This is a genomic window from Celeribacter marinus, from assembly GCF_965656515.1.
In the GTDB taxonomy this organism is placed as follows: Bacteria; Pseudomonadota; Alphaproteobacteria; order Rhodobacterales; family Rhodobacteraceae; genus Celeribacter; species Celeribacter marinus_D.
This window is the reverse complement of the sequence record NZ_CBFHKW010000005.1, coordinates 64,517-80,530: the sequence shown is the minus strand read 5'-3', so window position 1 is coordinate 80,530 and position 16,014 is coordinate 64,517. Positions and strand designations below refer to the sequence as shown.

The following is a 16,014-nucleotide window of genomic DNA, read 5'->3' as shown; positions in this document are numbered from 1 at the left end:
CCTCGATGTGCCGATGTATTTTGTCTACCGCGATGGCAAGTATATCAACGCATTGGGCCAGTCGTTCCGCGATTTTCTCAAGGGTCAGTTGCCTGCTTTGCCTGGTGAAAAGCCAACTCTAAGCGATTGGGCCGATCACCTCACCACGATTTTCCCCGAGGCGCGGATCAAGCAGTACATGGAAATGCGCGGGGCCGATGGTGGTCCGTGGCGGCGTTTGTGTGCGTTGCCTGCGTTCTGGGTTGGTATGATGTATGACCAAAACGCGCTCGATGCGGCGAGTGATCTGTTCAAGGATTGGACCCCCGAGTTGCGCGAAGAGTTGCGTGTTGCGGCTTCTGTCGACGGGCTTCAGGCCGAAGTCGGCGGAGTGAAGATGCTTGATCTGGCACGCGAATGCGTGACGATTTCCGAGGCGGGTCTGGTGGCGCGTGGCCGCGAGGGCGCGGGCGGTTTGGTCCCTGACGAGACCCATTTCCTCAATGCGCTCAAAGACAGCCTTGAAACAGGAAAAGCGCCAGCCGACGAGTTGATCGAGCGGTTTGAAGATGACTGGAACGGCGATGTCACCAAAGTGTTTGGTGAGTTCAGCTACTAACGTCCAAAGGACATTTTGACAAAGAGAGGCTTGGTCGTGTGATCAAGCCTCTTTCTTTTTGTCTTTTTGGCCGATTTTTGTCTCTGTGCCGTCGCGCAACCGAGCGATGTTTTCGCGGTGTTTGACAAAGATCAGGCCAGTGAGAGCCAGCACAATAATTGCGCCGTGCAGGTGGTAAATCCACGCGGTGTAGATCGGTGCCATGAGGGCCGCGACCAGTGCAGACAGGCTGGAATACCGTGTTAGGACCGCCACGGCGAGCCATGTCGCACAGGCCAAAAGGCCCACAGGGAACGACAACGCCAAGAGCGTGCCAAGGAACGTTGCAACGCCTTTGCCGCCTTTGAAGCGCAAAAATACCGGATAGAGGTGGCCGAGCATCGCGCATAGCGCGGCAATGCCTGCGCCCTCTTCGCCGATAATGGCGCGGGCGAGCAATACCGCAGCCGCGCCTTTGCCGCTATCGCCCAGTAGGGTCAGTAATGCGGCGAGTTTGTTTCCGGTGCGCAAAACGTTGGTGGCCCCGATGTTGCCCGATCCGATGGCGCGTAGATCGCCAAGGCCGAACAGGCGCGCCATGACGATGCCAAACGGGATGGAGCCAAGCAGGTAGGCGGCAAGTGCGGTCAGTAGCATTGTCATTGATCAGCCCTCGTAAACGCGGAAACCCGCGACCCATGTGCCGCGCACTTTGCCCTGTAGGCGTGCGCCGTCAAAAGGTGTGTTTTTGGATTTGGATTTGAGTTTGAAGCGGTCCAGAACAAAGGGTGCATCGGGATCGAACAGGATCAGGTCGGCGGGGGCGTCATCGGCTAAGCGGCCAGAGGCGAGGCCGAGGCGCTTGGCGGGATTGAGTGACATCGCCCGCATGAGTTGCGGCAAGGTAATCTGTCCCGCATGGACAAGGCGAAGAGCGGCGGGCAGCAGCGTTTCCATCGCCACGGCCCCCGATGCGGCTTCTTCAAACGGCAGGCGCTTGCTCTCTTCATCTTGTGGGGTGTGCATGGAGCAAATCACGTCAATCAATCCGCGTTCAACCGCGTCGATCATCGCGAGGCGATCCTCCTCGGAGCGCAGCGGCGGTTTGACTTTGAAAAAGGTACGGTAATCGCCCACGTCCAACTCATTGAGCGTCAGGTGGTGGATCGACACGCCTGCAGTGACGTCAAGCCCGTTGGCCTTTGCACGATCGAGCGCGGGCAGGGCGCGTGCCGTGGTGATCTGGTCGAAATGGTAGGAGACGCCGGTCATTTCGATGAGGGCGATGTCGCGGTCCAACCCCATGCGCTCGGCCATGGATGACACGGAGGGCAATCCACGCAGGGCAGCGAATTTGCCGGATGTGGCGGCGGCCCCTTTGGACAGGCACGGATCTTGGGGGTGGCCGATCACCAAAGCGCCGCAAGATTTGGCGTAGGTCAAGGCGCGTTGCAACACTTTGGCGTTTTCCACCACGTGGTCGCAGTCGGTAAAGGCCACGGCGCCCGCGTCTTTCATAAATCCGATTTCAACCATCTCGCGGCCGGCACGGTCTTTGGTCAGGGCGGACATATGTTTGACGTTGACGATGGCGTCGGTCGCGGCGCGGCGTTGCACGAATTCCAACACTTCGGGGGTGTCGATGGCGTTGATTGTGTCGGGACGTGTGATCATTGTGGTTACGCCCCCCGCTGCGGCCGCGCGGCCTGCGGATGCAAAGCTTTCCTTGTGGCGCTCGCCTGGTTCGGAGACTTTGACGCCCAGATCGACGATGCCCGGGGCAAGGCATTTACCGCCGCAATCGATGCTCTCGCCGCGCGGCGGGGTGCCTGTGCCGCGCTCGGCGATGCGGTTGCCCTCGACACGCAACCACCCAAGTTGGTCGGTGAGTGCTTCGGGGTCGATCAGTCGGGCATTGGTGAAAATGGTCATGCGATGCCTCTTTGGATGTCGCGGATCAGGGAAAAAACCGCGCGTGCGTCAGGAATGGTGTCGAATTGCGGCGTGGTGAGCGTCTGGTTGCCCGTCAGGCTCACGGCCTCGGCACGAAACCGGATCGTGCCGGGATCGTCGCCATCAAAGTCGATGCCCGTGTGGGGCGCGATGTCTACTGCGTTGAGTGATGGTCCGGCCAAGGGAATGCGCATGGCAAAGAACGCGCGCGAGGTTGACAGCGAAAACCACGTGTTGCGCCGTGCATACATGCCGAGCCATTTCGGGCCAAAGCCAACGATGAGGCCGACCGCCATATGGATGAGGCCAAGCGGCCAAAAGCCGCCGGTTTTATAGGCCGAAATCATCCAGAGAACCGCAGACACAGCGAACCCTAGGCCCGCGACCATCGTGATGATTTCGTGTTTGGACATGGATTGAGACGGCACGGGTTGCCCTTGCCACACAATACGCTCGCCTGAGCGCAAAATATCATCCCATCCGTCCGTCATCCTGAAATCCAGACAAACAGGGCGACAAATATGGTTAGAAAAACCAGAACCAATGTCGCGACCATACCGCCGATCCGCGCATCTGATTTTGGGGGCATCCCTTGGGGAAGCATGCCTTCGGCACCGTTTGAGGTGAGTGTGTCATGGACGGGCATTTCAACGGGGCGGGCGTAGCGGCCGATAAACGTCAGTGGGTCTTTGGGCGCAAACCGGGTTTGGCCGTTGTCCAGAGCCCGAGAAAAGACCAAGGCAATACCGCCTGACAGCGCGTCAAGTTTGCTGGCATCGGCGCCTATATCCATTCCGTTGGCCTCGGACAGGTAGCGCGAAAAGCCATAATCGCGCACTGTCTCAAGGTCGAAAAGCTCGACGAACTCCTGATTGGGGTAGGGCGATAGTCCGAGTGCGTCCCCAAGCGGCCACTGTACCGTGTCCTCGTCTGTGTGGTCCTCATGCCCGAAGGCACGCAATGCGTCTTCTGGCAAATCAACGGCAAACACCCAGACATACCGATGATAGCCGTCAGGGATGATGAGGGGATCGGTCATACCATCACTCCTGTGTTCGCCGCCTCGCGCTCGGCTTTGAGGTTGCGGGCCAAAAGGTCCATGGCGGCCATGCGCACGGCGACACCCATTTCGACCTGTTCTTGGATCACAGAGCGATTGATGTCGTCGGCAATCGTGCCGTCGATTTCGACGCCGCGATTCATCGGGCCGGGGTGCATGACAATGGCGTCAGGTTTGGCGTGGGCCAGTTTGGCGGCGTCCAATCCGTAGCGGTGGAAATACTCGCGCTCGGAGGGGATAAATCCGCCGTCCATGCGTTCCTTTTGCAGGCGGAGCATCATCACGACATCGACGTCTTTAAGACCCTCTTCCATATTGTCGTAAATCTCGCAGCCGAACTCTTTGAACTGGCTGGGCACCAAGGTTGGCGGCCCGACGAGGCGCACCCGGTTTTCCATCTTGCCCAACAGGATCAGGTTGGAGCGGGCCACGCGCGAATGGGTCACATCACCGCAAATCGCGATGTTCAGGCGGTGCAAGCGGCCTTTGGCGCGACGAATGGTCAAGGCATCCAGTAACGCTTGGGTCGGGTGTTCGTGCTTGCCATCGCCCGCGTTGAGCACGGCGCAGTTCACCTTTTGCGCCAGCAGATCCACAGCGCCCGAATGCGGGTGACGCACGACCAAGAGGTCGGGGTGCATAGCGTTGAGCGTCAGGGCGGTGTCGATCAGGGTTTCGCCCTTTTTGATCGAGGAGGCTTGCATCGCCATGTTCATCACATCGGCACCAAGGCGTTTGCCCGCAAGTTCGAACGAGGCCTGTGTGCGTGTCGAGTTCTCAAAGAACATGTTGATCTGTGTCAGACCTTTGAGCGCATCTGAATGTTTGTGCGCTTGGCGATTGAGATCGACATAGGTCTCGGCCACATCGAGGATAGTTTTGATCTCTTCGGGGTGGAGCGGTTCAATCCCCAGAAGGTGTTTCTGTCGGAATGCCATATGTGCCTCCCTAAAGCGCGATGGTTCAGGTTTGCCACGTTTATCGACTGCGCGGCGGTGCGAGTTTCTCATGCTTATAGAAACTGCGAGGCGGGGCGGCAATGGCGCGCACTATCGAATGCGTAGATTTACCTTGGCTGCGTGGCGATGTAGCGTGACGCAATGAAGACTCATCTGGATCACATCGATTTTTGGGACGCGCACGCGTTGTTGGACTGGCAAGTCGAGCTTGGCGTGTCCGAGCCGATTGGCGAGCATCCGGTGAATCGTTACGACATGCCCGCAGCCGTACCCAAACCTGCGCCGCAAGCGTCCGTTGTGACAACGGGCAAAGCGCCGCCCCCCGTGCGTCCGCAACTCGAGACTGAGGTTGACGGTGTGGGAGAGGCCGTGGTGGCGGCGAAATCAGCCGCGTCACTTGATGCCTTGCGTGAGGCGTTGGCGACATTTGAACATTGTGCCCTGAAACGCGGCGCTCATAATTTGGTGTTTGGGGATGGCAATCCTCAGGCACGGGTGATGGTCATTGGTGAGGCACCTACCCGCGATGAGGATCGCGAGGGCACGCCGTTTGTTGGCCGCTCAGGGGCGCTTTTGGACAAGATGTTCGGGGCAATTGGTTTGGATCGCGCATCGCCCGATACGCAAAACGGGTTGTACCTTGTCACGGCCTTGCCGTGGCGTCCGCCCGAAAACCGCGATGCGACACCTGACGAGATTGCGATGCTGACCCCGTTTTTGATAAAGCATATCGAATTGGCCGATCCGGATATCATCGTCATGATGGGCAATCTGGCGTGTCAGGCGCTCACGGGCCGCGCGGGGATCACCCGTCTACGCGGGACGTGGCAAGAGGTGCTGGGTAAACCCGCGATGCCGATGACGCATCCCGCCTATTTGTTGCGCACGCCCGCGGCCAAGCGCGAGGCATGGGCCGATCTGTTGGAAATTCAGGCGCGGTTGCGCACTATCAGCTAAAGGAGCCTCGACGTGGCCCATATTGACGAGAGCCTAGAATTCATCCCGCTGCGGATTGCCGTTTTGGCCGTGTCTGATTCGCGCTCAATGGCGCAAGACACCTCGGGAGACACATTGGTGTCGCTGATCGAGGCGGCGGGGCATGTGGTTGGCGCGCGTAAAATTGTCACAGATGACCGCCCGCTTATTCGCGACACGTTGCAAGCGTGGGTTGACGACGAGGCGGTTGATGTTGTGATTTCAACGGGGGGCACGGGCCTGACGGGGCGTGATGTGACGGTTGAGGCGCACCGAGATGTCTATGAGAAAGAGATCGAAGCCTTTGCGACCATGTTCACGATTGTCTCTATGAAAAGCGTTGGCACCTCGGCGGTGCAGTCACGCGCAACGGGTGGAATTGCGAAAAGCACCTATTTGTTTGCTCTGCCCGGATCGAATGGCGCGTGTAAGGATGCGTGGAACGAGATCCTCGTTTGGCAACTCGATCACCGTCATAAGCCGTGTAATTTCGTACAAATGATTCCGCGCCTTGAAGAGCACAAACGCCTCGCATAGCCCGTAGATCTGTTGCGCACGAAACAGTGATCAAAAAACGCGACGGAATTGCGTTGGCAGATCGTAGAATGTTGGAGATGGACGACTTGGGCGGATGTGCTAGGTCTGTCTTACCTGTTCAACTTATATCCGGGGACACGCAATGCGTTTTCTGCGCCGCTCTCTTGTAGGCCTCTTTCTTATGTCACTGACCACAGCGCTCTTGATCGCTGGTGGGTATAGATTTTATTCCGCGATCCAAGAGCGGCAGGCACGCGAAGGCACCTCTGCGCCTGCGCGCGAGCGGCAATTTGCGGTGAATGTCGTGACCGTCACGCCATCGCGGCTTGTCCCCGTGTTGTCGACCTACGGTGAGGTTGAAGCGAGCCGTACATTAGAGTTGCGTATGCCCGCCGGTGGACGCGTTATCGAACTTTCGGAGCGGTTCGAGGAGGGCGGTGCGGTCAAGGCGGGAGACGTGTTGATGCGCGTTGATCCCGCTGACGCGGCCGCCGCACTGCGTGTGGCGCAAGCGGACGTGCAAGAGGCCAAAGCCGAACTGAGCGAGGCCGAGCGCGCGCTGCTCATTTCCGTCGATGATCTGGCGGCGGCGCGCGCACAGACTGATTTGCGCACAGCGGCGTTAGAGCGACAAGAGAACCTACAAACCCGTGGTGTCGGCTCTGCCAGTGCGGTTGAAACGGCGGCCCTATCAGAAGCGTCTGCGCGCCAATCCGTCTTGTCCAAACGTCAAGCCCTTGCCAATGCAGAGGCCCGTGTGGACCAAGCAAAGACAGGGGTTCTTCGGGCTCAAATCGCCCTTGAAGAGGCCGAGCGGTCATTGGATGATACGACCCTTGTTGCGGAATTCGATGGTGTGTTGACGGGTGTTGTCGGGGCGCTGGGGGCGATTGTGAATGCAAACGAACAGGTTGGATCGTTGATTGCGCCCGATGCGCTTCAGGTCGCTTTTCGGATTTCGACACAGCAATACACGCGGCTTGTCGGGGGGCAGCGGGTCTTGCCGCGTTTGCCTGTGACAGTGTCTTTGGATGTTGCGGGGGTGGATTTGACGGCCACGGGCGAAGTCACCCGTGAAAGTGCGGCTGTTGGCGATGGCCAGACGGGGCGATTGCTCTTTGCGCGCCTTGATGAGACGGCCGGTCTGCGTCCAGGTGATTTCGTAAATGTCCGTATTGATGAACCCGAACTGACAAATGTGGCGCGTATTCCATCAAGTGCCGTTGATGCCTCACAGACCGTTTTGGCCGTTACCGATGAGAGCCGCCTCGAAGTGCGCGATGCACCGGTGTTAAGACGCCAAGGCGATGACGTGATAGTCGATGCGGCCGCGATTGCGGGACGTCAGATTGTAGCGGAGCGCAGCCCGCTTTTAGGGGCGGGTATCCGCGTGCGCGTAAACGGTGCCGAGCCGGACACAAATGCACAAAGCGCAGCTGATGCGAACAGTGGTATGGTTGCGCTTAGCGACGACCAGCGCGCGAAACTCATCGCCTTTGTCGATGGAAATACACGTATGCCCGATGAGGCGCGCGCGCGGATCAAGGAACAGCTTGCCGCCGATGAGGTGCCCGCCGAATTGATCACGCGCCTAGAAAGTCGGATGGGGAGTTAAAGATGGCCGCACTGCGCATGTCTAAGGCGAGCGGTGTGCTCTCCTATTTCACCCGTCACCGCACGGCGGCCAACCTGCTTTTGGTTTTGCTTCTCGCGGCGGGGCTGTTTTCTCTGCCGCGCATGCGGGCGCAATTTTTCCCCGATGTCGTTGTCGATACCGTGCGCGTCTCAGTGGCATGGGAAGGAGCGGGCGCGGAGGATGTTGACCGCGCTGTGGTTCAAATTTTGGAACCGACGTTACTGGCCGTTGAGGGGGTGATGGAAAGTGCGTCTACCTCGTCCGAGGGCCGCGCATCCATCAGTTTGGATTTTGAGCCGAATTGGGACATGCAGCGCGCCGCCGATGATGTGAAGGCGGCGATTGATGGCGTCTCCAATCTACCTGAGGGCGCAGAGGATGCCACCGTGCGCTGGGGCGGGTGGACGGATTCCGTCACGGATGTGATCATTACCGGTCCTGTCGGCCTCGATCAACTCGCGCGGTTTTCAGACGAGTTGGTGATACGTCTGTTTGCCGAGGGTGTGACGCGGACGAGCATTTCAGGGGTCGCAGCCCCCGAGACAATTATCGAAGTCGAGACGATCAATCTGATCAAATATGATGTCACCATGAGCGATATCGCAGCAGCGATTGCGGCCGAGGTAGACACCAGTCCTGCGGGGAGCGTTGGCGGCGGAACGTCGCGTGTGCGCACCGGTGTGGAGAAACGTACGGCCTCACAAATATCCGATATTGTGCTGCGCTCGAATGACGATGGTTCAAAGCTCACGATTGGCGAAGTGGCGGACATCCGCGTCGAAGGGATCGACCGTGATGAGGCCTTTTTCGTTAACGGCAATGGTGCGGTGAGCGTCAAAGTCGTCCGTTCTGATCAGGGCGATGCGATTGAGCTACAAGGGATCGTCGAGGACGTCACGGCACAGATGCGATTGACCCTGCCCGATGGTGTGACCCTTGATCTGTTTCGCACCCGCGCCGAGGCCATCAAGGCGCGTTTGGACATCTTGGTCACAAACGGTGCGATGGGGTTGGCGCTGGTTGCGGCGCTTTTGTTCTTGTTTCTCAACGCGCGTACCGCGCTTTGGGTTGCGGCGGGCATCCCTGTGTCGATGTTGTCGGCCATTGCGCTCATGTACGCGGCGGGTTTGACGTTGAATATGATCTCGCTGTTTGCCCTTATCATCACGTTGGGCATCGTCGTCGATGATGCCATTGTGGTGGGTGAACACGCCGATTTTCGCGCACGCCGATTGGGCGAAGGGCCGGTAGAGGCGGCTGAGAATGCCGCGCGGCGTATGTTTGCGCCTGTGTTCTCGTCGACCATGACAACGATCATCGCGTTCTTTGGTTTGACCGCCATTTCGGGTCGTTTTGGCGACATGCTTTCCGACATCCCGTTTACGGTCATTGTGGTGCTGTTGGCCTCCTTGGTCGAGTGTTTCATCATATTGCCGAACCACCTGAGCCATACGGTTGCGAGCCATCAAAATGTGCATTGGTATGATTGGCCCTCGCGGCAGGTCGACAAAGGGTTTCGAGTTGTGCGCGAGCGCGCGTTTCGCCCGTTCGTGACGTGGGTCGTTCGTCTTCGCTATCCGGTTGTTGCTGCCGTTTTTGTTCTTTTGGCGATGCAGATTTCGCAGCTGATCACGGGTGCGGTGCAATGGCGTTTCTTCAACTCGCCCGAGCAGCCCGTGATTTCGGGGAATTTTGCCATGGCACCCGGTGCGACGCGCGACGACTCCCTTGCGATGATGATGGAGTTACAGCGCGCGGTTGAAGCCACAGGACTAAAGTTCGAAGAGGAACACGGGGTTAACCCTGTCGCGTATGCGTTGGCCCAAGTGGGTGGGAATGCGGGGCGTGGTTTGTCGGGGTCGGACACGAAAGACAGCGATCAATTGGGTGGGATTTCCGTCGAGCTTATCGACGCGGACCTACGGCCCTATTCATCCTTCGCTTTCGTCGGAGCGCTCCAAGAGGAGGTTGTAAATCACCCGCTTGCCGAAACAGTGTCGTTTCGGCGCGGCAATTTTGGCCCCGGTGGTGATGCGATTGATATTGAGTTGGTCGGGGCGGATTCCGAGACGCTAAAGGCCGCGGCGGAAGGATTGAAAGCCAAGCTTGCCTTGTTCGCTGAGGTGTCGGCACTTGAGGACAGTTTGGCCTACGACAAAGAAGACTTGATTTTGGAGCTGACGCCGCAAGGCGAGGCGCTTGGCTTTACCATCGATGCTTTGGGGCGCACATTGTCCAATCGTTTGGGCGGGATAGAGGCGGCGAGTTATCCCGATGGTACACGCACCGCGACCGTGCGTGTGGAGTTGCCCGAAGGCGAGCTGACGGCTGATTTTCTGGATCGCACACAGATGCGTGCAACCTCAGGGCAATATGTGCCGCTTGCCGATATTGTATCGGTGACTCGCCAGACGGGCTTTTCAACGGTGCGGCGCGAAAATGGTCTGCGGGTTGTGACCGTGTCGGGTGATCTAAGCGAAGACAACGCAGAGCGCGCAAGCGAGATACAGCTGGCGATTGCCGACACGATAATGCCGCAGATCGAAGAGGACTATGGCGTCACCTACAAGGTGGCGGGTCTTGCCGAGCAAGAGAACCGGTTTTTGTCCGATGCTCTGTTGGGTATGATGGCGGCGCTCCTTGGGATTTATCTGACGTTATCGTGGATTTTTTCGAGTTGGTCGCGTCCGTTGGTGGTTATGTCGATCATACCATTCGGGTTGATCGGTGCGATTTATGGCCATGCCTCATGGGGTATTCCGCTGTCGATGTTCTCGGTCGTGGGGCTGATCGGGATGACGGGTATTATCATCAACGATTCGATTGTGTTGGTGACGACGATTGATGAATACGCCGAAGATCGAGGGCTCATGCCCGCGATTGTGGACGCCACGGTTGATCGCTTGCGGCCTGTATTTTTGACCACGATGACCACGGTTTTGGGCCTTGCGCCGTTGCTTTATGAGAGATCAGCCGATGCGCAATTTCTCAAGCCAACCGTTGTGACGCTTGCTTATGGGTTGGGGTTCGGAATGGTGATCGTGTTGATGATGGTGCCGGCGATTGTGGCGATGCAATTGGACGTTGGCCGTGCGATTGCCTCGACGCGGCGCACATTGTCCCACCCGCGCCGTGTTGGTGCGGCGGGTGCGGCCACGGTCGCGGCGGGCCTTGCGACCGTCACGTGGCTGATGGCAACCGTGGGAGCGGTGGTGCTATCGGGAACGATGCCAGAGGTGTTGGGCGGCGGGACAATGGCGCGCGCGGTTGGCGTGTTTTCTGTCGGGATCATGATCGCATATGCGACCATTTACGCGGTGTCTGTAGGTGTCGTGTCGCGCCGCCGCGCGGGGTAAATGACCTAACGACCGGTGCAGCCGCGCGCCTCGTAAGCCGTGCCATTGCCGATCACGGTGATCGTGAGATCGGACCTGTTGACCATAAAGGGTTTGGCGTGTGGCGGAACCAACTCGCTGACGGCGGTTAGGGTCGATGCATCTTTGCGCGTGGTCATGGCCTCGGACACCCAAATGGCGGCATCGGGGTGTTCAATGACGGCGATTTCGCGCGCGCCAAGTGAGGGGACGCCAAGCGTCACAGTGACTTTCAATCCGTCTTCGATGGGGGCCGCGTCACATTTTGCATCGGTAATTCGTGTCGGTGCATCGTTGAGTGATGCTGTGATTGCGGGGTAATCGCTTTGGGGGGCTGTGCCGTCAAGATCAAGGCGCAGTTGCGCAGTCATCGGAATGCAGATGTCATCGCACACCCCAAATTCGATGACGCCCTCAAGATGAATTGCGCCGCTTGCCGTGGGTCGGATTTCAAGGGGCAAAACAACCTCGCCCTCGTATCCAACGTAGCGCATATCATTTTGCGCGTAGACGTCTGGGGTTGGCCAATGCACCTGTACGCCCGAGACGTTTTTCGAGGCGCTCCAGTCAAATCGGGGTGGAATACCCGCATCTCCGGGGGCGCGCCAATAGGTGTGCCAGCCGTCCGCCAGTGAAATACGCAAAGCGGCCATATGATGGCCATTGCCCATACGCCACCCGTTCAGCACAGATACCTGTGCCTGATCAGCCGCGTTTGCGGGGGCGGCGGTCACCGCGAAACACGCGATCGCCGTGACGGCAAGCGCATGGCGCAAGAAGAGAGGCGTATGTGTCATGTGTGAACATATAGGGAGGTGTTCGCACACACAAAACTCACAAATAGGCGACGAGTTGTTTCATACGGCGCTGTGTTGCCGTGCGGTTGCGGTTCCGCTTGCACCTCGCTGCGACATGAGGTGAGGTAGGGCATGTTTGAAACAACGTTTAACAACCTGACGGGCAAGTTGCTGGTCGCGATGCCGGGGATCGGTGATCCACGGTTTGAAAACAGCGTGATCTTTATGTGCGCGCACTCGGATGACGGGTCTATGGGGCTGATTATCAATCAGGTGTCGCAAGACATTCGGGTCAATGATGTGTTCGAGCAACTCGACATCAACGTCACCGATATGATGGCGCCCTTGCCGGTCCATTTTGGCGGACCTGTGGAGTTGGGGCGCGGGTTTGTGTTGCATAGCGTTGATTATCAAGCCGATAGCGCCTCTTTGGCGGTGGATGCGACGTATTCCATGACCGCATCGCGCGAGATATTGTCGGATATCGCGCGCGGCGGTGGTCCACGCGAACGATTGCTGTGTTTGGGCTATGCCGGATGGGGGCCGGGCCAACTGGAGGAGGAATTGGCGCAGAACGGTTGGCTGACGGTCGACCCTACGCCGAAAATCGTGTTTGAGGTGCCCAATGACCAAAAGTGGGAGGCCTCTGTGCGCTCGATCGGGGTGAGCCCTGCGTTGCTATCTGGCGAGGCGGGCCACGCCTAAACGCGCAGTGCCTGATGCGTGACGCCACGTTTGGGTTGGCGGTCTGTGCCCATCCATTACAGTTCCCTGGATAGTTAAGAGGGTGAGCCTGTCGCAAACCCAATCTGAGGAGCCTGTACCATGGCCTACCGTGCGCCTGTTTCGGATTACGCATTTATTCTTGATCATGTGGTGGATTACGCCCGCGTTGCATCAACGGCACGTTTTTCTGAAGCAGACCGCGATGTCGTGGCGGCCATCATCGACGAGGCGGCCAAGCTTTCAAATGATGTGATGGCGCCTCTTGATCGTGGTGGGGATTTGACCCCTGCGCGGCTTGAAAACGGTGGTGTGATTTCGTCGCCTGGATTTGCGGATGCGTTCGCGCAAATCGCTGAGGGTGGGTGGATCGGCATGTTGGCCGAGCCGGATAATGGTGGCATGGGATTGCCGCTCACATTGGCCTCTGTGGTGAACGAGATGATGTCGGGCGCGTGCCTGTCTTTGGCGCTTGAGCCGCTGATGTGTCAGGGTCAGATCGAGGCGTTGGAACATCATGCCTGTGACGAGATCAAAGCGCTATACCTGCCTAAACTGGTGTCGGGCGAATGGTGTGGCACGATGAACCTGACGGAATCGGGCGCAGGCTCTGACGTTGGCGCACTGCGCACCAAAGCCACGCGCAATGACGATGGCAGTTATGATATCACGGGCCAAAAGATCTATATCACATGGGGCGACAACGATTTTTCCGGCAATATTTGCCATCTCGTTTTGGCGCGATTGCCCGATGGCGGTGAGGGGACCAAAGGTATTTCGCTTTTCCTTGTTCCTAAGTTTCTACCTGACGCGGATGGCGAGGCCGGTGACGCTAATAGCCTCAGCGTTGTGAGTCTCGAGCACAAGCTCGGGATCCACGGCTCGCCCACCTGCGTTATGGACTACAACGGCGCGAAAGGGTGGCTTGTCGGTAACGAGCACGAAGGCATGAAATGCATGTTCACGATGATGAACAATGCGCGTCTTGGTGTGGGGATGCAGGGCGTGGGTGTGGCCGAGGCCGCTACGCAAAAGGCGCATGCCTATGCGATGGACCGCGTTCAGGGCCGTACGCCACTTGGTGCGGATGGCACGGGTGCGATTATCGACCACGCCGACGTGCGCCGCATGCTCGCGGTGATGCGGGCGGATACTTATGTGGCGCGGTGTATTTCACTGGCCTGCGGTGTGGCGCTTGATCTGGGACGTGATGATCCCGAATGGCAGGCGCGCGGTGCGTTCCTCATTCCGATTGCCAAAGCGTTCGGGACCGACATCGGCCATGAGGTTGCGCAGCTTGGCGTGCAGGTTCACGGCGGCATGGGGTTCATCGAGGAAACAGGCGCGGCGCAATACGCCCGCGATGCCCGTATTACCTCAATCTATGAGGGCACCAACGGCATTCAGGCGATGGACCTTGTGGCCCGAAAATTGATGGACGGTGGTGACGCCGCCAATGCGCTGCTCGACGAAATCGAAGCCTTTGCCGAGGCTGCACGGGCGTCGTTGCCTGAACTGGCTGGACCTGTTTGGAGCGCAGCCGAAACGCTGCGCGAGGGGCTTGAGGCGGTACTGGCGCTTGATCTCAATGACCGCTTTGCGGGGGCGACCGCGTTTTTACGCGCATTTGCACGGGTTTTGGGTGGGTACTACCATTTGAAATCGGCACTGGCCGAGGGTGAGGCGGGCACGCGCACGCGTCTTGCGCGGTTCTATATTCTGCGTATGTTGCCCGAGTATACGTCCCTCTTGGTGCAAGCACGCCTGGGCGCGAGTGATCTTTATGCCCTCACAACAGAAGACCTTTTAGCCTGATGAAAACACCGATCCGAACCCCCGTTGAGCCACCAGTTACGGGGGAGGCGGTCGAGGTATCCACCGGACTTTTGTGGGCGCGCATCCCCATGCCCGGCCCCCTTGAGCATGTGAATGTGTATATGTTTGATGAGGGCGACAGTTGGACCGTGGTCGACACAGGCATCGACACCTCGCGCACCCGTGCGGTTTGGGGCGACTTGATGGCGGGTCCGATGGGCGGCAAACCCGTGTCGCGCGTCATTGCCACCCATCACCACCTCGATCATATCGGGTTGGCGGGGTGGTTCATGGAGCAGCAGGGCGCGACATTGGTCACAACACGCACCGCGTATCTCATGGCGCGGATGCTCAAGCTGGATGTTCAGGACGCGCCAACAACTGAGATGCTGCGCTTTTGGCGCTCAAGCGGGATGGATGCGGCGATCTACGCCGAGCGCGAAACGAGCCGCCCGTTCAATACCGCTGATGCGGTGGCTGATATTCCGCTTGGCTTTACCCGCATACGCGAGGGTGACGAGATCGAGATTGGCGGGCGGTTATGGGATGTGCGGTGCGGCAACGGGCATGCGCCCGAGCACGCAACGTTTTGGAGCCATGATGGCGAGATGGTTATTGGCGGTGATCAGCTTTTGGCGTCGATTTCTCCGAACATAGGTGTGCATACAACCGAACCGGATGCCGATCCTTTGGGGGAGTGGTTGGAAAGCTGTGAGCGGTTCAAACCCTTTGCGACCGACGATCAGTTGATTTTGACGGGGCATAAACGCATTTTTACGGGGCTGCCGACACGGTTGCGCCAGTTGACGGACAATCATCATACGGCGCTCACGCGACTGCTTGGATTTTTGGAACAGCCGCGCACCGCGTGTGAGTGTTTTTCGGTGCTGTTCAAACGCGAAATCAAAGGCGGCGAATACGGCTTGGCGATGGTCGAGGCGATGGCGCATTGCAATCACTTGTTTGCGCAGGGGCTTGTCTCGCGCACGATGAGAGGGGATGGTGCGTATATCTGGCAAAAGCGGGAGATGGCATGAGCGATTACGATCAAATCCAAACAACGGCAGAAGCGCACGAGGCGGCAGCCTTGCAATACGGTCGTGCAGTTCATTCCAACCCAAATGCGCCACGCACGGCCGAACAATTGCCGCTCCCAGATGCCTTATCGCGCAAGCCTCTTGACCAAAAGAGTCCGGCGGAATGGGCCTATGAACGCCTCATTCTTTACATCAATAACTTTGAACAGCAGCTCGACAACGAGCACGAGATTGCGATGGGATTTGCCGGATCGGAATCCGGGGTGCTGCGGATTGAGGGAATCGGGTATTTTGACCCTGATATCGTGACCTTTTACGGGACCGATGGGACCGGTGCCAAAACGCAACTTGTTCAACACGTCACCCAGCTTAATGTCATGCTTCGTGCTTTGCCAAAACACGAGCCGGAGGCCGCTCCGGCACGGATCGGGTTTCGTTTGGCCGCTGATTTAGAGAACTCAGACGCAGATGAGAGCAAAAAGGCGTAAATCCAACGGTGACAGCGGGATCTGAATCGTCTAATTCACTCATAGAAAAGGCGCATATGACGCCACGATATAAAAAGGAAAAG

15 protein-coding genes are annotated in these 16,014 nt (G+C 58.3%); 9 read left to right on the top strand and 6 right to left on the bottom strand.

The window, feature by feature from the left end; genetic code table 11:
- Positions 1–598: glutamate-cysteine ligase family protein (locus ACTG34_RS02430; RefSeq protein WP_439103445.1), on the top strand; the 598-nt coding region annotated here is incomplete at its 5' end.
- A gap of 42 nt (positions 599–640) precedes the next feature.
- On the opposite strand, the gene plsY is transcribed toward ACTG34_RS02430, so the two are convergent.
- From plsY to ACTG34_RS02405, 5 genes are read right to left on the bottom strand one after another with little or no spacing between them, the layout of a single operon-like run.
- Positions 641–1,240: a glycerol-3-phosphate 1-O-acyltransferase PlsY gene (gene plsY, locus ACTG34_RS02425; protein ID WP_439103444.1), complete on the bottom strand. Its 600-nt coding sequence runs from the start codon at positions 1,238–1,240 to the stop codon at positions 641–643.
- A gap of 3 nt (positions 1,241–1,243) precedes the next feature.
- A complete protein-coding gene (gene pyrC / locus ACTG34_RS02420; RefSeq protein ID WP_439103443.1) occupies positions 1,244–2,509 on the bottom strand; it encodes a dihydroorotase in 1,266 nt (421 codons plus the stop codon).
- Positions 2,506–3,021 (bottom strand): aspartate carbamoyltransferase catalytic subunit, encoded by a 516-nt coding sequence (locus ACTG34_RS02415; RefSeq protein ID WP_439103442.1) that lies wholly within the window; start codon positions 3,019–3,021, stop codon positions 2,506–2,508. The genes pyrC and ACTG34_RS02415 overlap by 4 nt, the downstream gene beginning before the upstream one ends.
- Complete coding sequence (locus ACTG34_RS02410; RefSeq protein ID WP_439103441.1) at positions 3,018–3,569, bottom strand: hypothetical protein; 552 nt, start codon at positions 3,567–3,569, stop codon at positions 3,018–3,020. The genes ACTG34_RS02415 and ACTG34_RS02410 overlap by 4 nt, the downstream gene beginning before the upstream one ends.
- Positions 3,566–4,528: an aspartate carbamoyltransferase catalytic subunit gene (locus ACTG34_RS02405; protein WP_439103440.1), complete on the bottom strand. Its 963-nt coding sequence runs from the start codon at positions 4,526–4,528 to the stop codon at positions 3,566–3,568. The genes ACTG34_RS02410 and ACTG34_RS02405 overlap by 4 nt, the downstream gene beginning before the upstream one ends.
- Positions 4,529–4,690: 162 nt before the next feature.
- On the opposite strand from ACTG34_RS02405, the gene ACTG34_RS02400 reads away from it, so the two are divergent.
- From ACTG34_RS02400 to ACTG34_RS02385, 4 genes are all read left to right on the top strand, one after another.
- The gene (locus tag ACTG34_RS02400; RefSeq protein ID WP_439103439.1) at positions 4,691–5,506 is read left to right on the top strand and encodes a uracil-DNA glycosylase; all 816 of its coding nucleotides are present in this window, start codon (positions 4,691–4,693) and stop codon (positions 5,504–5,506) included.
- A gap of 12 nt (positions 5,507–5,518) precedes the next feature.
- Positions 5,519–6,061, top strand: a complete 543-nt coding sequence (gene moaB, locus ACTG34_RS02395; RefSeq protein ID WP_439103438.1) for a molybdenum cofactor biosynthesis protein B — start codon at positions 5,519–5,521, stop codon at positions 6,059–6,061.
- Positions 6,062–6,242: 181 nt separating this feature from the next.
- A complete protein-coding gene (locus tag ACTG34_RS02390; protein WP_439103437.1) occupies positions 6,243–7,676 on the top strand; it encodes an efflux RND transporter periplasmic adaptor subunit in 1,434 nt (477 codons plus the stop codon).
- Between the two features lie 2 nt (positions 7,677–7,678).
- Positions 7,679–11,053, top strand: coding sequence for an efflux RND transporter permease subunit (locus ACTG34_RS02385; RefSeq protein WP_439103436.1), 3,375 nt, complete (start codon positions 7,679–7,681; stop codon positions 11,051–11,053).
- A gap of 5 nt (positions 11,054–11,058) precedes the next feature.
- Here ACTG34_RS02385 and ACTG34_RS02380 read toward each other — a convergent pair whose 3' ends face one another.
- Complete coding sequence (locus ACTG34_RS02380) at positions 11,059–11,868, bottom strand: protein-disulfide reductase DsbD domain-containing protein (RefSeq protein WP_439103435.1); 810 nt, start codon at positions 11,866–11,868, stop codon at positions 11,059–11,061.
- A 132-nt stretch (positions 11,869–12,000) separates the two neighbouring features.
- Between ACTG34_RS02380 and ACTG34_RS02375 the strand changes: the two genes are divergently transcribed.
- The 4 genes from ACTG34_RS02375 to ACTG34_RS02360 all read left to right on the top strand — a co-directional run bounded on the left by ACTG34_RS02375 (position 12,001) and on the right by ACTG34_RS02360 (position 15,931).
- A complete protein-coding gene (locus tag ACTG34_RS02375; protein WP_439103434.1) occupies positions 12,001–12,573 on the top strand; it encodes a YqgE/AlgH family protein in 573 nt (190 codons plus the stop codon).
- 120 nt (positions 12,574–12,693) lie between these two features.
- Positions 12,694–14,406: an acyl-CoA dehydrogenase gene (locus tag ACTG34_RS02370; protein ID WP_439103433.1), complete on the top strand. Its 1,713-nt coding sequence runs from the start codon at positions 12,694–12,696 to the stop codon at positions 14,404–14,406.
- Positions 14,406–15,443: an MBL fold metallo-hydrolase gene (locus ACTG34_RS02365; protein WP_439103432.1), complete on the top strand. Its 1,038-nt coding sequence runs from the start codon at positions 14,406–14,408 to the stop codon at positions 15,441–15,443. The genes ACTG34_RS02370 and ACTG34_RS02365 overlap by 1 nt, the downstream gene beginning before the upstream one ends.
- Positions 15,440–15,931 (top strand): DUF6173 family protein, encoded by a 492-nt coding sequence (locus ACTG34_RS02360; RefSeq protein WP_439103431.1) that lies wholly within the window; start codon positions 15,440–15,442, stop codon positions 15,929–15,931. The genes ACTG34_RS02365 and ACTG34_RS02360 overlap by 4 nt, the downstream gene beginning before the upstream one ends.
- The last annotated feature ends 83 nt before the right edge of the window (positions 15,932–16,014 follow it).